General features: G+C 72.2%; 20 protein-coding genes. 5 read left to right on the top strand and 15 right to left on the bottom strand.

Translation table 11 applies throughout. From position 1 onward, the window contains the following. Nucleotides 1-8: 8 nt before the first annotated feature. Complete coding sequence (locus tag ABZT49_RS16380; protein WP_355287134.1) at nucleotides 9-590, bottom strand: YqaA family protein; 582 nt, start codon at nucleotides 588-590, stop codon at nucleotides 9-11. A gap of 346 nt (nucleotides 591-936) precedes the next feature. Between ABZT49_RS16380 and ABZT49_RS16385 the strand changes: the two genes are divergently transcribed. Beyond that, nucleotides 937-1,236 carry a hypothetical protein gene (locus ABZT49_RS16385; protein WP_355287136.1) on the top strand — a complete coding sequence of 100 codons (300 nt, stop codon included), beginning with the start codon at nucleotides 937-939 and terminating at the stop codon, nucleotides 1,234-1,236. Nucleotides 1,237-1,362: 126 nt separating this feature from the next. On the opposite strand, the gene ABZT49_RS16390 is transcribed toward ABZT49_RS16385, so the two are convergent. The 10 genes from ABZT49_RS16390 to ABZT49_RS16435 all read right to left on the bottom strand — a co-directional run bounded on the left by ABZT49_RS16390 (nucleotide 1,363) and on the right by ABZT49_RS16435 (nucleotide 13,539). Then, nucleotides 1,363-1,875, bottom strand: coding sequence for a prolyl-tRNA synthetase associated domain-containing protein (locus ABZT49_RS16390; RefSeq protein ID WP_355287138.1), 513 nt, complete (start codon nucleotides 1,873-1,875; stop codon nucleotides 1,363-1,365). 21 nt (nucleotides 1,876-1,896) lie between these two features. Then, on the bottom strand, nucleotides 1,897-2,709 hold the full coding sequence (locus tag ABZT49_RS16395; protein ID WP_355287140.1) for an electron transfer flavoprotein subunit beta: 813 nt from the start codon (nucleotides 2,707-2,709) through the stop codon (nucleotides 1,897-1,899). Beyond that, the gene (locus ABZT49_RS16400) at nucleotides 2,706-3,929 is read right to left on the bottom strand and encodes an electron transfer flavoprotein subunit alpha/FixB family protein (protein ID WP_355287142.1); all 1,224 of its coding nucleotides are present in this window, start codon (nucleotides 3,927-3,929) and stop codon (nucleotides 2,706-2,708) included. Before ABZT49_RS16400 ends, ABZT49_RS16395 begins: the two co-directional genes overlap by 4 nt. Beyond that, nucleotides 3,926-5,821: a DUF3483 domain-containing protein gene (locus tag ABZT49_RS16405; protein WP_355287144.1), complete on the bottom strand. Its 1,896-nt coding sequence runs from the start codon at nucleotides 5,819-5,821 to the stop codon at nucleotides 3,926-3,928. Before ABZT49_RS16405 ends, ABZT49_RS16400 begins: the two co-directional genes overlap by 4 nt. Before the next feature lie 259 nt (nucleotides 5,822-6,080). After that, nucleotides 6,081-8,123 (bottom strand): NADH:flavin oxidoreductase, encoded by a 2,043-nt coding sequence (locus tag ABZT49_RS16410; RefSeq protein ID WP_355287146.1) that lies wholly within the window; start codon nucleotides 8,121-8,123, stop codon nucleotides 6,081-6,083. Between the two features lie 56 nt (nucleotides 8,124-8,179). Further along, nucleotides 8,180-9,313, bottom strand: a complete 1,134-nt coding sequence (locus ABZT49_RS16415; RefSeq protein ID WP_355287148.1) for a hybrid-cluster NAD(P)-dependent oxidoreductase — start codon at nucleotides 9,311-9,313, stop codon at nucleotides 8,180-8,182. A gap of 4 nt (nucleotides 9,314-9,317) precedes the next feature. Further along, nucleotides 9,318-10,577: an aromatic ring-hydroxylating dioxygenase subunit alpha gene (locus tag ABZT49_RS16420; RefSeq protein ID WP_355287150.1), complete on the bottom strand. Its 1,260-nt coding sequence runs from the start codon at nucleotides 10,575-10,577 to the stop codon at nucleotides 9,318-9,320. A 432-nt stretch (nucleotides 10,578-11,009) separates the two neighbouring features. Further along, nucleotides 11,010-11,645, bottom strand: coding sequence for a hypothetical protein (locus ABZT49_RS16425; protein ID WP_355287152.1), 636 nt, complete (start codon nucleotides 11,643-11,645; stop codon nucleotides 11,010-11,012). Nucleotides 11,646-11,742: 97 nt separating this feature from the next. After that, on the bottom strand, nucleotides 11,743-12,633 hold the full coding sequence (locus ABZT49_RS16430; protein WP_355287154.1) for a glycine reductase: 891 nt from the start codon (nucleotides 12,631-12,633) through the stop codon (nucleotides 11,743-11,745). A 24-nt stretch (nucleotides 12,634-12,657) separates the two neighbouring features. Next, entirely contained in the window at nucleotides 12,658-13,539 is an 882-nt protein-coding gene (locus tag ABZT49_RS16435; protein WP_355287156.1) for a LysR substrate-binding domain-containing protein, read from the bottom strand. A 127-nt stretch (nucleotides 13,540-13,666) separates the two neighbouring features. On the opposite strand from ABZT49_RS16435, the gene ABZT49_RS16440 reads away from it, so the two are divergent. From ABZT49_RS16440 to ABZT49_RS16450, 3 genes are read left to right on the top strand one after another with little or no spacing between them, the layout of a single operon-like run. Next, nucleotides 13,667-14,941, top strand: a complete 1,275-nt coding sequence (locus tag ABZT49_RS16440; protein WP_355287158.1) for a ribulose-bisphosphate carboxylase large subunit family protein — start codon at nucleotides 13,667-13,669, stop codon at nucleotides 14,939-14,941. Beyond that, on the top strand, nucleotides 14,938-16,314 hold the full coding sequence (locus ABZT49_RS16445; RefSeq protein ID WP_355287160.1) for a four-carbon acid sugar kinase family protein: 1,377 nt from the start codon (nucleotides 14,938-14,940) through the stop codon (nucleotides 16,312-16,314). The genes ABZT49_RS16440 and ABZT49_RS16445 overlap by 4 nt, the downstream gene beginning before the upstream one ends. A gap of 10 nt (nucleotides 16,315-16,324) precedes the next feature. Beyond that, nucleotides 16,325-17,095 (top strand): SDR family oxidoreductase, encoded by a 771-nt coding sequence (locus ABZT49_RS16450; protein WP_355287162.1) that lies wholly within the window; start codon nucleotides 16,325-16,327, stop codon nucleotides 17,093-17,095. Between the two features lie 110 nt (nucleotides 17,096-17,205). On the opposite strand, the gene ABZT49_RS16455 is transcribed toward ABZT49_RS16450, so the two are convergent. Next, the gene (locus ABZT49_RS16455; protein ID WP_355287163.1) at nucleotides 17,206-17,700 is read right to left on the bottom strand and encodes a MucR family transcriptional regulator; all 495 of its coding nucleotides are present in this window, start codon (nucleotides 17,698-17,700) and stop codon (nucleotides 17,206-17,208) included. Between the two features lie 306 nt (nucleotides 17,701-18,006). Between ABZT49_RS16455 and ABZT49_RS16460 the strand changes: the two genes are divergently transcribed. Then, nucleotides 18,007-18,219 carry a hypothetical protein gene (locus ABZT49_RS16460; protein WP_355287165.1) on the top strand — a complete coding sequence of 71 codons (213 nt, stop codon included), beginning with the start codon at nucleotides 18,007-18,009 and terminating at the stop codon, nucleotides 18,217-18,219. A gap of 128 nt (nucleotides 18,220-18,347) precedes the next feature. Here ABZT49_RS16460 and ABZT49_RS16465 read toward each other — a convergent pair whose 3' ends face one another. Genes ABZT49_RS16465 through ABZT49_RS16475 form a run of 3 tightly spaced genes read right to left on the bottom strand, consistent with a single transcriptional unit; the run spans nucleotide 18,348 to nucleotide 21,029 of the window. Further along, on the bottom strand, nucleotides 18,348-19,106 hold the full coding sequence (locus tag ABZT49_RS16465) for an ATP-binding cassette domain-containing protein (RefSeq protein WP_355287167.1): 759 nt from the start codon (nucleotides 19,104-19,106) through the stop codon (nucleotides 18,348-18,350). Continuing rightward, nucleotides 19,103-20,095 (bottom strand): iron chelate uptake ABC transporter family permease subunit, encoded by a 993-nt coding sequence (locus ABZT49_RS16470; protein ID WP_407943518.1) that lies wholly within the window; start codon nucleotides 20,093-20,095, stop codon nucleotides 19,103-19,105. Before ABZT49_RS16470 ends, ABZT49_RS16465 begins: the two co-directional genes overlap by 4 nt. Then, nucleotides 20,088-21,029, bottom strand: coding sequence for an iron chelate uptake ABC transporter family permease subunit (locus ABZT49_RS16475; protein WP_355287169.1), 942 nt, complete (start codon nucleotides 21,027-21,029; stop codon nucleotides 20,088-20,090). Before ABZT49_RS16475 ends, ABZT49_RS16470 begins: the two co-directional genes overlap by 8 nt.

Below are 21,029 nucleotides of genomic sequence, written 5' to 3' on the forward strand. Positions count from 1 at the left end.
AAATACCCTCAGAACAGGTACCGGAAGCCGACGAAGCCGAGCACGCAGACCGCCGCGAACACTGCCGCCACCGCGTTCAAGTGACGGTCGAGGACGGTGCGGATGCCGACCCCGTAGCGGCCGACGAGGCCCGCCAGGATGAAGAACCGCGCGCCGCGGGTGATCAGCGACAGCACGATGAACCAGAACAGGTCGTAGCCGGCGAAGCCCGACGTGATGGTGACGAGCTTGTAGGGGATCGGGGTGAGCCCCTTCAGCAGGATCACCCAGTGGCCGTAATGGGCGTAGGCCTCCCGGAAGGCGTCGGCGCCCTTGTCGAGCCCGTAGAGGTGGAAGAGCCAGGCGCCGAGCGAATCGTAGAGCAACGCCCCGATGGCGTAGCCGGCGACCCCGCCGACGACCGAGGTCAGGGTCGCGATCAGCGCGTAGGTCCAGGCCTTCTCCGGCCGGGTCACCGCCATTGGCACCAGCATCACGTCCGGCGGGATCGGGAAGAACGAACTCTCGGCGAAGGACACCGCGCCGAGCGCGTAGGGAGCCGACGGGCGCGCGGCGAGCGCGAGGATCCACTCGTAGAGGCGGCGCAGCATTGGTCTGGGAGAGCCCGTCTGGCAGGAGGTCCGGCAAGCGGTCCGTGGATGAGTTCCGCGCCCTTTGAGCACAGGATTGCGGCGCTGGCGAGGGCGTCCGCGGCACAGGCCCCGGCGGGTTCCGCAGTCATCCGATGGGACATCCGGGGACGCCGCCGCTCCGTCCGCTTGCGGTGGACGTGCAGTCCGGATCGACGAGCAATGACTCGACCGAAAGGATTAAGCCTGATGGCAGGAAGTGGTTTCTGCTTGACGGGACTGTATGAATCCGTCCGATCGCCGCCACGATCGATCCTTATCTGTCACCCTGCATCGATCGTCCTGCACTCCACCGAAGGCCCGCGTGATGTCGTCCCTGCGTTCGCTTCTCGTCCTCACTCTGATGACCGTCGGCGCCGCCCCCGCCCTCGCCGCGGACGACGCGGTCGCGCGCTGGCAGCGGGCGGATGCGGCCTGTGCTCTCCCGGCCTCGCCGCTGGCCAACCAGGCCTGCGAGGACCGCGACCGCTACGCCGCAGTGTTGCGCCGCCAGGGCTGGTGCGAGGCGCGCGCCACCACCGCCTACGACCATTGGGGCTGGCAGCGTTGCGCCCCGGCCGCGACGGCGCGGGCGATGCCGCGGCGCCGGGCGCGTCCGCACGCCTGATCCGTCCCGCAAATGAAGGATGCGCCGGCCCCGGGACCGGCGCTAACCTTCCGATCTCTGGACCTCGACTTCAGCCCCGCCCGGCCCCCGCCACGGCGGGGCTCCTCTCGTTGACGGGTTGGTCCGTCACGCCTCCGGCAGGGCGAACGGCGTGACCTCGTGGCCGTCGTCCCGCAGGGCCGCGACGAGGTCGCCCGGGGCCAGGGTGAGGGTCCGCGTGTTGACCAGCGGATGGACGTTGATCCGCGCCTCGTCGAGCAGGCCGTTTTGAAGGAAGACCTTCACGCTCCCCGGCGCGGCGTTGAGGGCGGCCAGGGCCGAGACGGCGCCGCTCTCGACCCCGAGTTGCTCGCGCAACGCCTCGGCGCTGGCGAAGGACAGCCCGCCTCGCGCGCCGAGCACCGACCGGAACGCCTTGAGGTCGACGTCGGCATCGTGCCGGAGCGTGACGAGGAAGTAGGTCTTCTTGCCGTCGCGCAGGAACAGGTTCTTGGTGTGGGCGCCGGCGATGTCGCCGCACGCGGCCATCATCGCCTCGACCGTCAGGACCGGCGGATGCTCGTGCAGCGCGTAAGGAATGCCGCGCTCGCGCAGGCGGGCCAGCAGTTCGTCGGAGCGGTCGTCGGAGGTCAGGGGCATGGGTTCCTCGGGGAGAACGGACTACTCGCGGGTGCGGACGGGCGGCGCGACGACGCCGATCCGGCGCAGATAGGTCAGGATCTCCCGCGCTGCCTCCTCGGGGTCCGGATGCACCAGGAGGCGTCCGCCCGCGGCCGCGCCGGATTCGCCCGTCGCGGCTTTCAGGCGCTCCGCCGGCGAGCCGCCGGCGGGCGCGCCCCTCACGAGCTTGGGACGGCGGCGATAGGGACGCTCCTCGACCGCGGCCGGGGCTGATCCCGCATCGAACACGGTCTCGAACCGGTCGACCGTGCCGCGTCGGGCCCGCCCGAAGGCGTAGGCGAGGGGAGCAGGCGCTTCCGGGTGAACCGTCGCCACGACCGGGCCGCGCAGCCTCACCCTGAGACGGGCGCCGCGGCCGAGGCTGCGGTCGAGGCACCAGAGCCCGGCATCGGCGCCGACCGCCACCACGTCGGGGATCAGAGGTCGATCCAACGCCGCCGCAAGGGCGTAGGGCACCATCCCGGTCTCCTCCCCGCCCTGGCCGCGCCGCCCGGCGAGGACGAGGTCGGGCGCCGTCTCCTTCAGCCGCGCGGCGAGCGCCGGCACCGGATCGGCCCCGGCCGCGAGGGCCACGTGCTCGATGCGCGCGAGCCCCTGGCCCAGGGCCTCGGCGACCGCGGCGGCGTCGGGGCCGGCATGCAGGCCGAAGGCCTGCGCAGACCCACCAGTATGCAGCCCGTAAACCTCTCCGAGATCGGCTGCGATCCGGACGGCCTGCGCCTCCAGCCGCGGCAGCACGGCCGCGCCGGAGACGGGATGGCGACCGGCCGAGAGCAGCACCGCGATCCTCACCCGGCCTCTCCTTCGTCACCCTGTCCATCCCGGGCGAGCAGGCACAGCAGCGCCGGCATGACGGCCTGCGCGTCCTGCACGATGGCGAGGCCCGCCCGCTCGATCATCGCGGCGTGCAGGTCGATGTTGACCGCGACCACGTGCTCGCAGCCGGCGACGCCCTGGAGGTGCTGCGGCGCGCCGGAAATGCCGAGCGCAAAGTAGCAGGTGGCGGTCAGCACCGTGCCGGAGGCGCCGACCTGGGTGGGCCGCGGCATCAGCCCGGCATCGCACAGGACGCGGCTGGCGCCCGGGGTGGCGCCGAGCGCCGCGACGAGCTGCCGGAACAGGTCGAGGTCGTGGACGCCGTTGCCGGCGGCGGTGACGAACCCGGCAAGTAGCAGCGGAACCGTCGCCGGGTCGGCCGGGATGAATTCGGCCGAGAGGATCGGCGAGGCGGGCCGGTCGAGGGCGACGGCGTCGATCGCCAGCGGCCGCGCCTCCCGCCTCGGCCCGGCATGCTCGGCGATGGCGTCCGGCGCCACGGTCGCGAGGAGGCCGGGGGCCGCCCGCTGCTCGACGCGGCGCCCGCGCGCCGGGCGGACCAGGCCGCTCTCCGCCACCACCTCGGCATTGTCGAACAGCGGCGCATCCAGGAGCAGGGCGACCCGGCGGGCGAGGTCGCCGCCAGCGAGCGATTCGGGAAACAGGATGTGGCGCGGACCGATGGCTCGGAGCGCCGCCGCGATCCCGGCGGCGCGCACGGCCGGGTCGTCGTCAGGGCGTCCGTCGAGGGTGACGTGCCGGTCGGCGCCGGCCGGCCCGCTGCCCGCGCAGGGACCGAGCGAGACGAGCACCACCCCGCCCTCGCGCCCGGCGAGTACCCGGGCGGCGCCCAGCACCTGCCGGTCATGGGCCGAGAGCCGCCCGCCGGCGGCGTCGGGCACGACCGCGACCAGGAAGGCGGGCGCCTCGACGACGACGATCGCTTGCGCCGCCATCGGAACGGGCGAGTGCCCTATCGTCGCCTCGTCGCGAGCGGCCGGGCCCGGGACGCCCGGACCGAGATCGTAGCGCGGGCGGTCGCCCGCGGGCACGCGCTGGCCGGCGCGCTCGGCGCGGGGATCGCGCCGCGGGCGGCCCCTTGAGGCCGGCGCGGTCCGGTCGTAGCGGGGGCGGACGGGGCCGTCGACCCGGATCGCCGCCCGCTCGGCGCGCGGGTCGCGGCGGAGCCGGGTCACCGGCCGGTCTCCACCGCCTGGAGCAGCAATTCGGCGACATCGCGGATCTCAGGCCCGCGGTCGGTCACGCCCTCCAGCATCGCCGTGCAGGACGGGCAGGCCACCGCCACGATGCCGGCGCCGGTCTCCGCCGCCTGGGCCATGCGCAGGTCGGGGATGCGGCGCTCGCCCGGCACGTCGCTCACCGGCGCGCCGCCACCACCACCGCAGCACATCGCCCGCCTCCCCGACCGGGCCATCTCGACGCGGCTGACGCCGATCGCGTCGAGCATCGCGCGGGGGGAATCGGTCTCGCCGTTGTAGCGGGCGAGGTAGCAGGGGTCGTGGTAGGTGACCGCGAGGCCGGGGAGCTTCGCCGGGCTGAGCCGGCCCGCCCGGATCAGTTCGAGCAGGAACGCGGTGTGGTGCACCACCGTGTAATGTCCCCCGAAGGCCGGGTACTCGTTGCGCAGGGCGTGCAGGGCGTGCGGGTCGGCGGTGAGGATCCGCCCGAAGCGGTAGCGTGACAGCGTCGCGATGTTGGCCCGCGCCAGCATCTGGAAGGTCGCCTCGTCGCCGAGCCGGCGGGCGAGGTCGCCGGTGTCGCGCTCCTCCGCCCCCAGCACTGCGAACGCGATCCCCGCCTCGCGCAGCAGCTTGACCAGGGCGCGCAGCGTCCGGCCGTAGCGCAGGTCGTAGGCGCCCTCGCCGAGCCAGAGCAGGATCTCCGCTTCGCCCCGCTCGGCGATCACCGGCAGGTCGAGCCCGGCGGCGAAGTCGGTGCGGGCGCCGAGCGGGCGGCCGCCGGGTTCGCCGGCCTGGCGCGTCTCCGTCACCGGGCCGACCGCCTTCTCGGGTAGCGCCCCGCGTTCCAGCACCTCGTAGCGGCGCAAGGCAACCACCGCGTCGACGTGCTCGATCATCATCGGGCATTCCTCGACGCAGGCGCGGCAGGTGGTGCAGGACCACAAGGTGTCAGGATGGATGCGCGCCTCCGGCCCGATCAGCCCCGCCAGGGGCCCGCGCGGTCCTTGCGCCGCCCGGCCGCCCGGATACGGGGTGCCGGCATAGGCGGGCTCGGCGGGGCTCAAGGTCGCGACGAGGTCGTGGATCAGCCGCTTCGGGTTGAGCGGCTGGCCGGCGGCGAAGGCCGGGCAGGCGGTTTCGCAGCGCCCGCAGGAGACGCAGGCATCGTAGGAGAGGAGCCGGTTCCAGGTGAAGTCCGCCGGCATCGCGGCGCCGAGGCGCGGCGCGTCGAGGTCGAGGGGCTGGAGCGCGGTGTCGGGCCGGCCCTCGAACCGACCGGGCCGGGGATGCGCGACGAGGTGGAGCGCCCCGGCCGCCGCGTGGCGCATCGGCCCGTGCCGCACCTCGGAGGCGAGGCCCAATCCCCCGGCCGCCGCGAGCGCCAGGGCGAAGGGGGTGGCGAGCCCGCCGCCGAGCGCGAGCAGCAGGGCGGTCAGCATGCCCCCGCCGGCGTAGGCGAGGAGCAGGACCGGCAGGGCCTGGAAGCGCCCGGCGGAGAGGCGCGTCTGCCTCGCCGGGTAGCGCCGCGCCCCGACGAGCAGCGAGCCCGCCAGGGTCACCGCGAAGGCCAGCGCCACGAGGATCCAGTAGGCGCGGGAGGCCGCGAGCGGCGGCAGGATCGCGAGCGCGGTGAGGAGGGAGGCCGCGAGCAGCCCGCCGGCCACCACTGCATGCATGCGCGAGGCGTAAGGATCCCGTGCGACGACGGCGTGGACATCGACGAGGTAGCGGCGGGGCAACGCGGCGAGGCCCTGGAGCCACGCCACCGGCGCCGTGGAGCCTGCCCGCCACAGGGCGGCGCGCCGCGCGACCTGGACGAGGGCGAGCGCCGCCATCGTCCAGACAAGGCCGGGGAACACCATGGTCAGGGGCATGAGGGTGGTCATGACGGTGGGCCTAGGGCTGGGCGGTACTCCGAAACGTCGTCTGGCGAGCCGCGAGCGAACCCTCCCTCCTCTGCGGGGGAGGGTGCCCCACGAAGTGGGGCGGGAGAGGGGACGCCGCTTCCGGTAAGGTTGCGCGCTCCATGACGGGCGCCAACTGAAGCCGCGTCGCGCTGCCCCTCTCCCTGCTCACTCCGTTCGCCACCCTCCCCCGCAGAGGGGGGAGGGTTCCGGACGCGGCGCGTCCCTCAGGGCACGGAGTTCACATGTCCTTGCACAGCCGCAGCGCGTCGTAGAACGCCGCATGGATGTTCCGTCCGGCCACCGCATCGCCGATGCGGTACAGCGCATAGCCCTCGGAGAGGTCGTAGGGCTGCGGCTGGCCGGCGAGCAGCGCGTCCTGGTCGATCCGGCCGCGATTGACCGATCCCGCCTTGAGCGCGTGGTAGAGCGCATCGACCGGCAGGGTGCCGTGGTCGACCACGATGCGGTCGACGACCCGCTCCTCCTCGGCATCGGTCATGGTGTTGCGCAGGGCCGCGACGAAGCGGTTGCCCTCGGGAAAGATCTCGATCAGCTCCATGTTCGGCGTCATCACCACGCCGAGCTTGTAGAGCTCGCGCAGGTGGACCGGCTGGTTGGTGGTGCCGACCTCCTCCGCCACCATGCGGTCGTGGGTGGCGATCTCGACGAGGCAGCCGCGCTTGGCCAGCTGCTCGGCGACGGAGGCCGCGTTGTGCTGGCCCATCTCGTCGTAGAGCAGCACCGAGCCGGTCGGCTCGACCGCGCCGGCCAGCACCTCGGCGGTGGTGACGGCGTGCTGCGCGGCGCCCTTGGCATCGCCGCGCGACGGCGTGCCGCCCGTCGCCACGATGACGATGTCGGGCGCCTCCGCCAGGATTTTTTCCTCCGTCGCCTCGGTGTTGAGCCGCAGGTCGACGCCGGTCTTCGTCACCTGCCCGACGAGCCAGCGCGGGATGCCCGACAGGGCCTCGCGCCAGCCGGCCCGTGCCGCGAGCCCGATCTGCCCGCCGGCCTGCCCGCTCTTCTCGAACAGCACCACCGCGTGGCCGCGGGCGGCGCAGACCCGGGCCGCCTCGAGCCCGCCGGGGCCGGCGCCCACCACCACGACGCGGCGGCGGACGTCCGCACGCCGGATCTCGTGCGGCATCGTCGCCTCGCGGCCGGTGGCGGCGTTCTGCAGGCAGAGCGCGTCGCCGCCGACATAGATCCGGTCGATGCAGTAGCCCGCGCCGACGCATTGGCGGATGTCGTCGGCCCGCCCCTCCGAGAGCTTCCTGACCAGATGCGGGTCGGCGATGTGGGCGCGGGTCATCGCCACCATGTCGACGTGCCCTTCCGCGACCGCCCGCGCTGCCGTCGCCAGGTCGGTGACGCGCTGGGCGTGGAAGACCGGCACGTCGACCTCGCGCTTGATCGCGCTCGGCAGGAACAGGAACGGCGCCACCGGGAAGGCCATGTTCGGCAGCGAGATCGCGTGGGCGATGTGGTCGCGGGCCTGGCCGCCGAGAACGTTGAGGAAATCGACGAGGCCGCGGCGCGCGTACTCGACGGCGATCGCCAGGCAATCCTCCTGGGACAGGCCGTCGGCGATCATCTCGTCGCCGGACATGCGGATTCCGATGACGTAGTCGTCGCCGGCCTCCGCCCGCATCGCCTCCAGCACCTCGATCCCGAAGCGCATCCGGTTCTCCAGGCTGCCGCCGTACTTGTCGGTGCGCCGGTTGACGCTCGGCGACCAGAACTGGTCGATCAGGTGGCCGTGGGCGGCCGAGACCTCGCAGCCGTCGAGCCCGCCCTCGCGACAGCGGCGCGCGGCCTGCGCGAACCCCTTCACCACCCGGGCGATGTCCTCCGCCTCCATCTCCTTTGGGATGGTGCGGGAGGCGGGTTCGCGCCGGGGCGAGGGCGAGAGCGTGGGCAGCCAGTGCTCGGTGTCCCATTTGGTGCGCCGGCCCATATGGGTGAGCTGGATCATCAGCTTCGCCCCGTGCCCGTGCACCCGGTCGGCGAATTGCCGGAAGAACGGGATGACCGAATCGTCGGCGACCGAGATCTGGTTCCAGGGTGCGGCCGGGCTGTCGGGGGCGACCGAGGACGAGCCCCCGAACATCGTGAGCCCGATGCCGCCCTTCGCCTTCTCGGCGTGGTAGAGCTGGTAGCGCTCCTGGGGCTTGCCGTCGCGGCCGTAGCCCGGCGCGTGGCTCGTCGACATCACCCGGTTGCGGATGGTGAGGCCCTTGATGGTCAGCGGCTTCAAGAGCGCGTCGGCATTGGCGATCACGGGACGACTCCCGGCAAGAGCGTGCGGCACCGGCCGTCGGCGGCCGGGAGGGTGTCTCAGCGTTCGATGACGAGGTCGCTCGTCGGCTTGGAGCAGCACAGGAGCGCCATCCCCGCATCGATCTCGCGCTGGCGGATGCCGCCCGCGTGGGTCATCGCGACGGTGCCCTTGGCGACCTTGGACTTGCAGGTGCCGCACAGGCCCTTGGCGCAGGACGAGGGCAGGCGGATGCCGGCCCGGCGGGCGGCGTCGAGCACCGTCGCGTCCTCCGGGCAGTCGAGCACCCGGCGGGTCTTGGCGAACTCGATCCGGAAGGTCCGGACCGTCGCGGCCGGCGCGGGCTCCGCGTCGAGCGCCCGGCCGGCCTGCGCCGCCGCCTGCTGCTCCGCCTCCGGCAGGGCGCCGAACTCGAAGCTCTCCTCGTGATGGCGGGTCATGTCGAAGCCGGATTCGGCCAGCATCGCCCGGACCGCCGCCATGTAGGCCTTCGGCCCGCAGACGAAGACCTCGCGCGCGGAGAAATCCGGCACCGCCTCCCGCAGGATGTCGAGGGAGAGCCGGCCCCTCGGCCCCGCCCAGATCTCGTCCGGCGAGTCCCCCTCGCAGATCGCGTGGACGCGGAAGGCCGGGTCGAGCCGGGCCATCGTCTCCAGTTCGCCCCGGAACACGATGTCGGCCGGGCTGCGGGCCGAATGGACGAAGGCGATGTCTCGCGACACGCCGAGATCGTGGAAGGTGCGCGCCATCGCCATCATCGGCGTCACGCCGCTGCCGCCCGACAGGAACAGGTACCTCTCCGCCGGATGGGCGAAGCACGAGAACTCGCCCATCGGCCCGAGCGCCCGCACGGTGTCGCCGGCTTTCAGGGTGTCGTGCAGCCAGTTCGAGACCGGACCGCCCGGCACCCGCTTCACGGTGATCGCGAGCGCGTTCGGCCGCGTCGGCGCCGAGGAGATGGTGTAGCAGCGATGGACGGTTTCGCCGCCGATCTCGAACCCGAAGGTCAGGAACTGGCCCGGCGCGTAGGCGAAACGCCGCAGCTCGGGGGCGGCGAGCACGAAGGTCTTCACGTCGTGCGTCTCCTGGCGCACGGCGAGGCAGACCAGGGAATCGTCCGCCTCCGCATCCCAGGGCGCGGCGGCGGCGAGGCGGGCGGCGGCCGGTTCGGAGGGCTTCAGGGCGGGGTTCATGGCCCTAGCGCCCCAGATGCGCGGCCATGCGGCCGACATACCAGTTGCAGAATTTCTCCACGAGCATCTCGGTATGCGGCGAGTATGGACCGGGCTCGTAGGCCGGGCTCGCCACGCCCTGCTGACAGAAGCCGACGAGCTCGCTGTCCTGGTCGTTGGTCGCCTCCCAGACGCCGATCAGGTTGGCGAGGTCGTAATCGACGCCCTCGACCGCGTCCTTGTGCACGAGCCACTTGGTGCGCAGGAGCGAGCGCCCGGCCTCGAGCGGCAGCACGGAGAAGGTGACGATGTGGTCGCCGAGGAAGTGGTGCCAGGAATTCGGCTGCGTCCAGACCGACAGCCCGCCGAGCTTCGCGTTGGTGAAGGCGCCCAGGAGCTTCGTGCAGGCGGCCCTGGTGTCGAGGGTGTGCGACTCGCCCTCGCCGTCGAGCGGCAGGCGCTCGGTGCGGAATCCCGTCACCATCGTGTCGAGCTCGTCGATCTCCACGGAGGGCAGCCCTTCGGCCTCCCATTCGGCGTGCCGGGCTGTGCGCAGGCAGGCGTAGCGCTCGGCCTCCGTACGGTCGTGCTCGCCCATCTCCTCCGGCGCGAAGCCGAAGCCGTAGGCGAAGAGCGGCACGGTCAGCTCGGGATGGTTCGCGCCGCAATGGTAGCACTCGCGGTTGTTCTCCATCGTGAGCTTCCAGTTGCCGGGCTCGATGATGTCCTTCTGGAAGGCGACCTTCGTGTCGCGCAGGTTGTGCGGCGCGATGTACGGGCCGAGCCGGGCGGCCATCTCGTCGAAATCGGCCGGCGGCTCGTCGGCGAGGCAAATGAAGAGCAGGCCGGCGAGCGAGCGCAGGTGCACCGGCTTGAGGCCGTGGCAGCTCTTCTTGAAAACGGGGCCCATGTGCTCGGCGTGGATCAGCTGGCCCGTGAGGTCGTAGGTCCAGGAATGGTAGCGGCAGACCAGGTTGCCGACCGTCGACTTCTCCTCGTGGACGAGGCGCGCCCCGCGATGGCGGCAGACGTTGTGGAAGGCGCGGATCTCGTCGTCGTCGTCGCGCAGGATCGCCACGGAGGTCTTACCAATCTCGACGACCATCACGTCGCCGGCCTCCGGCACGTCGGGCTCGACGCCGACATGGATCCAGTGCCGCCCGAAGATGACCTCCATGTCGGCCTCGAAGATTTCGGGGCTGAGATAGAACGGCGCCGGCAGGCTGTAGCCGGGGCGGCGCTCGCGCAGGAGGCGCTGCAGCGGGGTCGGCGTCACGTCGAGCATGGGGCCTCGCAAAGCCATATCGAGCGAGGCCGACTATCCGCGCGGGGTGGGGCGCGTGCTGCCGTCCGAGCGACATTCCGTTGGCTGGCTGCGACGCGGGTGGGTGCCGTGGGGGGATGGCTGTTCGACGGAACGAAGGGTGCGGGATCTCCTCTCTCCTTGCGGGCTGCAGAGCTGTCCGGGGGGAAGAAATGGCACGTCTCCCCTCTCCCGATTGGGAGAGGGGCCGTGGCGATCGAAGATCGCACGTGAGGGTGGCTCGGGTTCAGAGTATGACGCCGAGCGTCGAGCTGCACAGCTCAACTCTCTCAGCTTCACACTGAAGCGTGTCACCCTCACCCCTACCCCTCTCCCAAACGGGAGAGGGGATCCCGCGCCTTTTTTAGAGAAGGATTTTCCCGGGCAACCCTACGTCAGGGACAGCGGCTCACCTCAATCCTCCGGGATCTCCCCCGGTGGCAGCAGGACCGGTCCCGGCGCCGCCTCCCGCCGCGGCGCAGGCGACGGCGCGACCGGCGCCGGATGCGGGGCCCGGGCCACCGGCGGTGCCGGCGCCCGGTCGACGATGTCCTCCGGCGCCGCCAGCTCCACCATCCGCGAGGCCGTCGCGGGCACGCGGTAGCCGAGGGAGGTGGCCGTGCCGCGCAGGTCGCGCACCGCCTGCCGGGCGACCTCCGGACCGTGGCAGATCGCGAAGTACATCGCGACGAAGTTGGCGTTCTTGCGGACCGTCTCGCTGCTGTCCTCGGTGGCGAAGGGCGCCAGCATGAAGGCGGCCGTGCGGGTCTTGCCCTGCGCCATCACGGCGGGCTTGGTCGGCGAGCAATAGACGTAGCCGCCCTCCGCCTCGCGCTCGCTGCGGCCGGCATGGCTCGCGTGAAACGTCTTCACCTGCGTGCGCTTGAGGCTGCCGGTGGTGCCGGTCAGCATCGGCTCGACCCGCAGGACCTGGAACTCGTCGCAGCCGTCCTTGTGGCAGAGGCCGCGCACTAGGTCGGCGCGGTTGTAGTCCTGCGCGAGGGCGGGACCGGCGAGGAGGAGGAAGAGCGCGGCTGTACGGGCGAGCATCGACGATCGGCTGGCTGTGGACGGGAAGCGGATCCACTACCACGCGTTCCTGGCGGGAGCGTGACCGCGGCCCTGGGCTCGTCGCCGGTCGGTACCGTCAGGATCGGGCCTTGCGCTTCTCGGCCTCGAACTCCGCCCGGCGGCGCGCGATCTCCTCGACCGAGAGCCGGTGGAGGCTCGCGTAATCCGCCTTCCAGGCCGGATCGGCGCTCCAGCGTTGCGGCGATTGCACCGTCGTGCGCGGCGCCACGGCTGATGCGAGGAGGGCGAGCGCGAGGTCGAGCGTCGCGGCTTGCGAGGCCCGGTCGTGCGGCCGGCCGGCGGCGTTGCCGAGGGGGAAATCGCTGAACAGGAAGCGCGGCACCCCGCAATGCTCGACCACGTCCTTGGCGCAGCCCATCAGCACGGTGGCGATGCCGGATTCCTCCAGCGCCCGGGCGGCGAGCGCCAGCGACTGGTGGCAGACCGGGCAGTTCGCCACCAGGATCGCCGCATCCGCCCCATCGGCGCACACGCGCCGCACGATCTCCGGGGCGTCGGTCTCGATCGTGACGCGCTGGCTGCGGTTCGTCGGCAACCCGTGGAGGCGGGGCGCGAGGCGCCCGATCCACCCCACCTCCGCCGCCGCGCGCAGGGCCGGAAGCGGCAGCCAGGTGCCGGGATCCTCCGCCCGCGTGTGGTCGCGGTCGTAGGCGATGTGGGCGATGCGCAGGTCCGGGTCGGTGTCGGTCGGGGCGGAATAGACCGCGAAGAACTTGGCCGCGCCGTTATAGGGCGCGCCGGGGCCCTGGTCGCCCTTGTCCGGCTGGTAGGGCGCGGCCGTGGTGACGAGGGCGAGGCAGGCCTCCGCCAGGGGTTTTCGGAGTGGGGCGAAGGGCACGTCGCCGACATGCGCCCAGCGATAGGGCGGGTAGCCGAGAGCACCGTAATAGGCCCGCGTGCGCGCCCGATACGGAATAGGCTCGTCCAGGTCGGCGGCTGAATCCATCGTGTCGCTCCCGTCCCGCTTGGTTCAAGGCGTCCCGGCCATCTCGCGCCGCAGCCATTCCGCCACGAGGCGCAGGTCGGGCCGGTGGCGCAGATGCGCGGCGGTCCAGAGCTGCATCTCGTGCGGTCCGGGCACGAAGCCCAGGGGCGCGACGAGGTGGCCGGCGGCGATCTCGTCCTCGACCAGGAGGCGCGGCGCCAGCGCGAAGCCGAGGCCGCAGGCCGCGGCCTGGATCACCAGGTAGAAATGCCCGAACACCTCGTCGGGCGCGAATCCGAGATCCGCCCGCCCGATCGCCCGAGCCCACTCGCTCCAGCCCTCCGGCCGCGTCGCGGTGCCGAGGATGCGGGCCCGCACCGCGAGCGCGTCCGGCCCGTCGACCAACACCCGCAGGGCGTAATCGGGGTGGCAGACAGGCCCGATCTCCTCGCGGATCAGGGTCTCGGCCAGCGCGCTAGCCGGCGCGCGGACCATGCTGTTGCGGATCGCGACGCCGATCTCGTCGCGGATGAAGTCGACCTCGCCGTAGCTGACGGTCAGCCGCAGCTCGATCGACGGATGGGCCCGCTTGAACCGCTCCAGCCGCGGCAGCAGCCAGCGCATCATCACGGTCGCCGAGGAGGACAGGGTCAAGGGGCCGGGTCGCACCCGCGCCACGGCGGCCTGCATCCGCTCGAAGCTCTCGGCCAGCTCGGCGGCGAGCTGCGCGCCCTCCGGCGTCGGCGCGACGGCGCGTGCGCCGCGGTCGAGAAGCGGCAGGCCGAGCTGCGCCTCGAGCGTCCGCACCTGCCGGCTCACCGCCCCGTGGGTGACGCCGAGCTCCAGAGCCGCGGCGCTCATGCTGCCGAGGCGGGAGGCGGCCTCGAAGGCGCGCAGCGCGTTGAGGGGCAGGCGTGATTTCGGCATCCGGGCTCCACCGCGACTTGGGAGTTTTTCTCACAGGTCGCTGCGCCGAACTCAAGTTCTCGCACCTTCGGAGCTTCGCTAGGCTCCGCCACCCGCGGTAGCGCCGCGATCCTCCGGAGCCGAGTGAATGAGTCAGCGTCCCGCCGCGCCCCCGATCCGGATCGAGGCCGATTACCTGCTCGAGACCGCGAGCGATCCGCGCAAGGTGGCGGAGACGATGGCCGGCGAGCAATCGAGCGGCACCTTCGTGCCGGTGCCGGGCGAGACGCCGGAGCTGAAGGCCCGCTCCGCCGCCCGGGTCGAGCGCCTGGAGGTGCTGGACGAGGCCGTCGCGGCCCCGTCGCTGCCGACCACCGCCGCGGTCGATCCGGCACGCCTGCGGCGCGCCCGGGTCACCCTGTCCTGGCCGATCGAGAATCTCGGCCCCTCGCTGCCCAACCTGCTCGCCACCGTCGCCGGCAACCTGTTCGAGCTGCGCCCGATCACGGGCCTGCGCCTCCTCGACATCCGGTTGCCGCAGGCCTTCGCCGACGCCTATCCGGGCCCGCGCTTCGGGATCGACGGCACCCGCCGTCTCGCGGGCGTCGAGGGGCGGCCGATCATCGGCACCATCATCAAGCCGAGCGTCGGCTTCGGGCCCGAGGAGACCGCGGCCCTGGTCCGCACCCTGTGCGAAGGCGGGATCGACTTCATCAAGGACGACGAATTGCAAGCCGACGGGCCGCATTGCCCGTTCGACGACCGGGCGCGGGCGGTGATGCGCGTCGTCAACGACCACGCCGAGCGGACGGGCAGGAAGGTGATGGTCGCCTTCAACCTCACCGGCGAGATCGACCAGATGCGCCGGCGCCACGACTTGGTGCGCGATCTCGGCGGCACCTGCGTGATGGCGAGCCTCAACTCGGTCGGTCTCGTCGGGATGATCGAATTGGCGCGGATGAGTGAATTGCCGATCCACGCCCACCGCAACGGCTGGGGCTACCTCACCCGCCATCCCATGCTCGGCTGGTCCTACGTCGCCTGGCAGAAGATCTGGCGGCTCGCCGGCGCCGACCACATGCACGTCAACGGCCTCGACAACAAGTTCTCGGAGGACGACGACAGCGTCGTCGCCTCGGCCCGCACCTGCCTGACCCCGCTGTTTCCCGACAAACCGTGCCTCGCCATGCCGGTCTTCTCCTCGGGCCAGACGGTGCGGCAGGCGCCCGGCACCTTCGCGGCCCTCGGCTCGACCGATCTCATCGTCACGGCCGGCGGCGGCATCGTCGCCCATCCGGGGGGCCCAGGCGAGGGGGTGGCGGCCCTGCGGCAGGCCTGGAAGGCGGCGGTGGCGGGGATTCCGCTGGCCGACCACGCCCGCACCCATCCGGCCCTGGCCCAGGCACTGGAGGGCGCCGCGTGAGCCCGCGCCCGCTCCCCGACGGCCCCCTCGTCGCGTTCTACGGCGACGACTTCACCGGCTCCTCGGCGGCGATGGAGGTGCTGGCCTTCGCCGGGCTTGAGACCGTGCTGTTCCTCTCGATCCCGAGCGAGGCGCGCCTGAAGGCGTTCGCGGGGGCGCGTGCCATCGGCATCGCCGGGGTGGCGCGCTCGCAGCCGCCGGCCTGGATGGACCGGGAACTGCCCCCCGCCTTCCGGCTCCTCGCTGCGCTCCAGGCTCCGGTCGCGCATTACAAGGTCTGCTCGACCTTCGATTCGGCGCCGCAGGTCGGCTCGATCGGCCGGGCCGCCGAGATCGGCCGCGAGATCTTCTCGAACAGCTGGACCCCGATGGTCGTCGCCGATCCGGGGATGGGCCGTTACCAGAGCTTCGGCCACCTGTTCGCGATGGCCCACGGCCGGGGCCACCGCCTCGACCGCCACCCGACCATGGCCCGCCACCCGGTCACGCCGATGGACGAGGCCGATCTCGGCCGCCACCTCGCCCGCCAGACGGCGCTTCCGGTCGGCCTCGTCGACTTCGTGGCGATGAAGCGGGGCGAGGGCGACGCGGCCCTCGACCGGGCGGTGGCCGATGGCGCAAAAATCGTCTCCCTCGACGTGCTCGACCCCGAGACCCTGGCCGAGGCGGGCAGGCTGATCTGGGAGCGCGGCGGCCGTCCCGTCTTCGCCGTCGGCTCGCAAGGGGTCGAGGCCGCCCTCGTCGCCCATTGGCGCGCCGCCGGCCTGCTGCCGCCGGAGCCGCCGGCCTCCCGCTGCGCCCCCGTCGAGCGGATCGCGGTGGTGTCCGGCTCGGTCTCGCCGGCGACGGCCGGCCAGATTGCCCACGCCTTCGACCACAGCTTTTCCGGCATCCGGCTCGACGCGCGACGTCTGGTCGATGACAACGCCTTCGCGCAGGAGATCGGCCGGGCGGTCGAGGCGGCGCGACGCGCGCTCAGCGAGGGCCGCGCTCCCCTGGTCTACAGCGCTACCGGCCCGGACGATCCGGCCGTGGCAGCCTTGCGCGAGGCGGTGGCGGTGGCGGGTCTCGATCCGGTCCTGGCGAGCGAGCGGCTCGGGGCCGGGCTCGGACGCGCCTTGCGCGAGATCGTGCTCGGCGCCGGCCTGACCCGGGCGGTGATCGCCGGCGGCGACACGTCGGGCCACGCCGCGTTGCAACTCGGGATCGACGCGCTGACCGCGCTCGCCCCCCTCGATCCCGGCTCGCCGCTCTGCCGCGCCCACGGCGCCGACACGCCCCTCGACGGGCTCGAACTGGCGCTCAAGGGCGGCCAGGTCGGCCGGCCCGACTTCTTTTCCGCCGTCCGGCAGGGCGGCCGTGATCCCGCGTGAGGAGATGGACATGACCCAGCGGCTGGCCGGCAAGGTCGCCCTCGTGACCGGGGCTGCGCGGGGCATCGGCTTCGCCGTCGCGACCGCCTTCGTGCGCGAGGGCGCGAGCGTCGTCGTCGCCGACCTGAACGGAGCGGGCGCGGCGGACGCTGCTGCCCGCCTGGGCGAGGCGGCGATGCCCGTCGCCGTCGACGTCGCCGACCCGGATTCCGTCGCCGCGATGATGGCGGCGATCCTCGCCGCCCACGGCCGCGTCGACATCCTGGTCAACAATGCGGGGATCGGCGCCAACACGCCGTTCCTGGAGACCAGCCTCGCCGAGTGGAACCGCATCATCGGCGTCAACCTGACGGGCGCCTTCATGGTGGCGCAGGCCTGCGCCCGCGAGATGGTGCGGGTCGGCGGCGGCAAGATCGTCAACATCGCCTCGCTGTCGGGCCAGCGCGGCGGCAACGGGCGCGCGGCCTACGGCTCGGCCAAGGCGGGGCTCGAGCTGCTCACCAAGGTGATGGCGGTGGAACTCGCTAAGGCCAACATCAACGTCAACAATATCGCGCCGGGCGCGATCGAGACCGAGATCGCCAAGGCGATGCACGACCGGGCGACGCGGGCCGCCTACGCCGCCCGCATCCCGATGACCCGCTACGGCACGCCGGAGGAGATCGCCGACGCCGCGGTGTTCCTGTGCTCCGACGAGGCCCGCTACATCCACGGCCACACCCTCAACGTCGATGGGGGGTTTCGCGAGGCGGGATTGATGTTCGAGCGCGATCCGGGGTGACCGGCGGGGCGCGGCGCAAAGCTGAGGTAGGACACCGGGATCGTGTCCTGCCGGATCCTGAGCGACGCCGCCTTCCGGGCCCGACGGCCCTCGCGGCGTCGCCGCGTGTCTCATCCTTCGGGGGCCTCGGACTTGCGCGGGCGGCCGCGGCGGGCCGGGGCGGCGGGCTCGGCCTGCGCCTTGCGCGCCGCGGCGCGCTCGCGCCGGATCTGGCCGAGGCCGAGGCTCTTGGCGAGCTCGGAGCGCTGGGCCGCGTAGGTGGCGGCGACCATCGGGTAGTCGAAGGGCAGGCCGAATTTCTGGCGGTACTCGTCCGGCGTGTAGCCGCGCGTCGTCAGGTGCCGCTTCAGGCTCTTGTACGGCTTGCCGTCGAGGAAGCTCGTGATGGCGTCCGGCGTCACGGATTTCCGGATCTGGGCGGCGGTGACCTTATGATCCTCCTCCGGCTGAGCGGCCGGCTGGCCGAGGCTGACCAGCGTTGCGTGTATCGATGCAATCAGGCCGGGCAGATCTGCAGCGCGAACGTTGTTGTTCGAGACGTAGGCGCCGACGATATCGCTCGTGAGCTCGATCATCGGAGGGGTGTGGGAGACCGCGTCGTCCATTTTTTCTTCCAAATATCCAACCGCTCCCGTGATGGGCGTCCGCCGGTCCAGGGTCAATCGCCAAGACCGAACAATCGGCGGCTAAATTCGCCCGTCAGGCCGATCTCATGGGGATTAAGCTTGCGAAGCACGGTTGTCGGGCGATCAGGCAGGGCCGGCACATACAGAAACTCAGTATCGGGACGGTGACCGGGCGCATCGGTCGGCGAGCCCTGCCGGACCCCGCGCCACCATCCCGTACGGCCCCGCTCGAACCCGATGCCCGGAGCGGCGTTCGCTGACGGATGCAGTGCGGGAGCAGCAGCCATGGATGTCGGGCGCATGGATGTCGGGCGGAAGTCGGGACGCCTCGGACGGGTGGTCGAGGTCGGGATTCGCGGGCAGGCCCGCTACGCCCGGATGGCGAGCGGCGAGACGATCTGGTGGGGCTCGGAGGAGGATGTGCCGGACCGGGTCGCCCTGGCGGCGGCATCCATGGGCGAGCCTGCCGAGCGCGGACGCGGGAGGGCGACGGCCTGAATCCGGAGCAGGCCTTCGTCATTGCCGATCGACGAAGGCCTGCCACCGAGAGGCACGGCGAAGCTCGCCATGGAATCCGTGCTGCAGCGGTTCGCTTCGGGCGTGCGCCGCAGAGGATCGCGTCCGGTTCAGCGGTAGAAGAACACCGTCCGGTAGCCCTTCACCGTCACAACCTCGACGTCGATCCCGTAGACTGCGCGCAGGACCCCTGGCGTCACGATCTCCTCCGGCGGGCCCATCGCCACCACCCGGCCGTCGCGCATCGCCACGATCGTGTCCGAGTAGCAGGAGGCGAAGTTGATGTCGTGCAGCACCGCCACGATGGTGCGGCCGCGCTCGTCGACCGCCCGGCGCAGCAGCCCCATCATCGACGCGGCGTGGCGCATGTCGAGGTTGTTCAGGGGCTCGTCGAGGAGGATGCAGTCGGTGTCCTGGGCCAGCACCATGGCGATGTAGGCGCGCTGGCGCTGCCCGCCCGAGACCTCGTCGAGGAAGCGGTCGGCCAGGGGCTCGAGGTCGAGGAAGGCGAGCGCGTCGGCGATGTGGGCGCGGTCGGCGGCCGTCAGCCGGCCCTTCGAATGCGGGTAGCGCCCGAAGGCGACGAGGTCGCGGATCGTCACCCGCGCGGCGACGCCGTGCTCCTGGCGCAGGATGGCGAGGCGCCGCGCCAGGACGTCGCCGGGGGTGGTGCCGACGTCGAGCCCGTCGACGAAGGCCCGGCCGGCGCTCGGCGGCAGGAGCCGGCTGACCATCGACAGAAAGGTCGATTTGCCGGCGCCGTTCGCCCCGATTACCGAGACGAAGGCGCGCTCGGGCAAGCGCAACGAGACGCCGTCCACCACCACGGTGTTGCCGTAGCGGCGCGTGAGGTCTCTCGTCTCGATCATCGGGCGCGTCTCGCGAGGAGGACCAGGAGGGTGAGGCCGCCCAGGAACTCGATCACGATCGACAGGGCGGCGTTGAGCGAGAAGACCCGCTCCAGCACGAGCTGGCCGCCGACGAGCGTGATCGCGGCGATCAGCGCGGCGGCCGGCAGCACGAACGCGTGACGGTAGCTCGGCATCACCCGGTAGGCGAGGTTGGCGACGAGGAGGCCGAGGAAGGTCACCGGCCCGACGAGCGCCGTGGAGACCGAGACCAGGATCGCGACGAGGACCAGCACGAGGGTGAGGGTTTTCCGGTAATCGACGCCGAGCGCGATCGCCTCGTCCCGGCCGAGCAGCAGCACGTCGAGTCGGCCTGCGAGCCGCCACGCCGCGAACCCGGCCGCCACGAGGAAGAGGGCGGCGAGCGCCAGCAGGTCCGGGCGGACGGCGTTGAAGTTGGCAAAGAAGCTCGATTGCAGCACGACGAACTGGCTCGGGTCGAGCAGGCGTTGCAGGAACTGCGACAGGCTGCGAAAGAGCACGCCGCAGACGACGCCGACGAGCAGCAGGCGATGCAGGCCGCCCCCGCTCCGGTTCAGGAGCCAGCGGTAGAGCAGGAGCGCGAACAGCACCATCGCCCCGGTCTCGGCGAGGAAGCGCAGCCGCGGATCGAAGAGGCCTCCCGTTCCGGCCGCGACGACGATCCCGGTCTGGATCAGGCGGTAGAGCTCGTCGAAGCCCATGATCGCCGGCGTCAGGATGCGATTGCCCGACACGGTCTGGAACAGCACGGTCGCGGTGGCGACGGCGCCGGCGACGAGCAGCAGCGAGGCGAGCTTGGTGCCGCGGAACGGCAGCACGAAGCCCCAGCGGCCGTTGGCCCCGAGGGTCATGAAGGCGATCGCCAGCCCGAGGGCCGCGAGGGCGAGGAGCGCCAGCACATTGGCTGGACGGATCTGGGCCGGGCGTATCCATGCAGGCCGGATCCGCGCCTGCGCGGGGCTACGCATGGCGGGAATCCCGGCGCAGCAGCAGGACGAGGAAGAGGGCGCTGCCGACGACCCCCATCACCGTGCCGACCGGGATCTCGTAGGGATAGCGCACCACCCGCCCGAGCACGTCGCAGAGCAGCAGCAGCCCAGCGCCGGAGGCCGCGACCAGCGGCAGGGACCGGCGCAGGTTGTCGCCCGCCGCCATGGCGACGAGGTTCGGCACCACGAGGCCGAGGAACGGGATCGCCCCCACCGTGGCGATCGTGACGGCGGTGATGGTCGCCACGATGGCGATGGCGCCCGCGACGGCGCGGCGGTGGTCGAGCCCGAGATTGATCGCGGCGTCGCGGCCGAGGCCCGCGATGGTGATGCGGTCGGCGAGCCCGTAGGCGACGAGGGTGAGGATGGCCGCGAGCCAGAGCAGTTCGTAGCGCCCGCGCAGAACGGTCGAGAAGTCGCCCGCCTGCCAGGTGCCGAGGAATTGCAGCATGTCGGTGCGGTAGGCGATGAAAGTCGAGGCCGACCCGACCACGCCCCCCAGCATGATCCCGACGAGCGGCACCGTCAGCCGGTCGCGCAGGGGCATGGCGCGCAGCACCCGCAGGAACAAAATGGTGCCGGCGAGCGCGCTCGCGGTCGCCGCCAGCATCTTCACCACCACCGGCGCGTCGGGGGCGAGCAGCGTGACGAGCAGCATGCCGAGCGTCGCCGATTCGGCGGTGCCCGCGGTGGAGGGCTCGACGAAGCGGTTCTGCGCCACGAGCTGCATGATGACCCCCGCCACCGCCATGCCGGCCCCGGCGAGGACCAGCGCGAGGGTGCGCGGCACCCGGCTCGCCAGCAGGATGTCCGGCGCGCCCGCATCGCCGACGCCGACGAGGAGGCTGGCGGCGGCCAGCGCGAGGAGCGCGAGGCCGGCGAGGAGGGCCTTGCGCAGGGGAGATGGGGTCAT

This window comes from Methylobacterium sp. EM32, from assembly GCF_040593685.1.
Taxonomy (GTDB): domain Bacteria; phylum Pseudomonadota; class Alphaproteobacteria; order Rhizobiales; family Beijerinckiaceae; genus Methylobacterium.

Bases quoted from the DNA above. Each gene is read 5' to 3' on its own strand.
- ABZT49_RS16380 (WP_355287134.1), bottom strand. From the start codon at position 590: ATGCTGCGCCGCCTCTACGAGTGGATCCTCGCGCTCGCCGCGCGCCCG.
- ABZT49_RS16385 (WP_355287136.1), top strand. From the start codon at position 937: ATGTCGTCCCTGCGTTCGCTTCTCGTCCTCACTCTGATGACCGTCGGC.
- ABZT49_RS16390 (WP_355287138.1), bottom strand. From the start codon at position 1,875: ATGCCCCTGACCTCCGACGACCGCTCCGACGAACTGCTGGCCCGCCTG.
- ABZT49_RS16405 (WP_355287144.1), bottom strand. From the start codon at position 5,821: ATGACCACCCTCATGCCCCTGACCATGGTGTTCCCCGGCCTTGTCTGG.
- ABZT49_RS16415 (WP_355287148.1), bottom strand. From the start codon at position 9,313: ATGAACCCCGCCCTGAAGCCCTCCGAACCGGCCGCCGCCCGCCTCGCC.
- ABZT49_RS16420 (WP_355287150.1), bottom strand. From the start codon at position 10,577: ATGCTCGACGTGACGCCGACCCCGCTGCAGCGCCTCCTGCGCGAGCGC.
- ABZT49_RS16425 (WP_355287152.1), bottom strand. From the start codon at position 11,645: ATGCTCGCCCGTACAGCCGCGCTCTTCCTCCTCCTCGCCGGTCCCGCC.
- ABZT49_RS16430 (WP_355287154.1), bottom strand. From the start codon at position 12,633: ATGGATTCAGCCGCCGACCTGGACGAGCCTATTCCGTATCGGGCGCGC.
- ABZT49_RS16435 (WP_355287156.1), bottom strand. From the start codon at position 13,539: ATGCCGAAATCACGCCTGCCCCTCAACGCGCTGCGCGCCTTCGAGGCC.
- ABZT49_RS16440 (WP_355287158.1), top strand. From the start codon at position 13,667: ATGAGTCAGCGTCCCGCCGCGCCCCCGATCCGGATCGAGGCCGATTAC.
- ABZT49_RS16450 (WP_355287162.1), top strand. From the start codon at position 16,325: ATGACCCAGCGGCTGGCCGGCAAGGTCGCCCTCGTGACCGGGGCTGCG.
- ABZT49_RS16455 (WP_355287163.1), bottom strand. From the start codon at position 17,700: ATGGACGACGCGGTCTCCCACACCCCTCCGATGATCGAGCTCACGAGC.
- ABZT49_RS16460 (WP_355287165.1), top strand. From the start codon at position 18,007: ATGGATGTCGGGCGCATGGATGTCGGGCGGAAGTCGGGACGCCTCGGA.
- ABZT49_RS16465 (WP_355287167.1), bottom strand. From the start codon at position 19,106: ATGATCGAGACGAGAGACCTCACGCGCCGCTACGGCAACACCGTGGTG.
- ABZT49_RS16470 (WP_407943518.1), bottom strand. From the start codon at position 20,095: ATGCGTAGCCCCGCGCAGGCGCGGATCCGGCCTGCATGGATACGCCCG.
- ABZT49_RS16475 (WP_355287169.1), bottom strand. From the start codon at position 21,029: ATGACCCCATCTCCCCTGCGCAAGGCCCTCCTCGCCGGCCTCGCGCTC.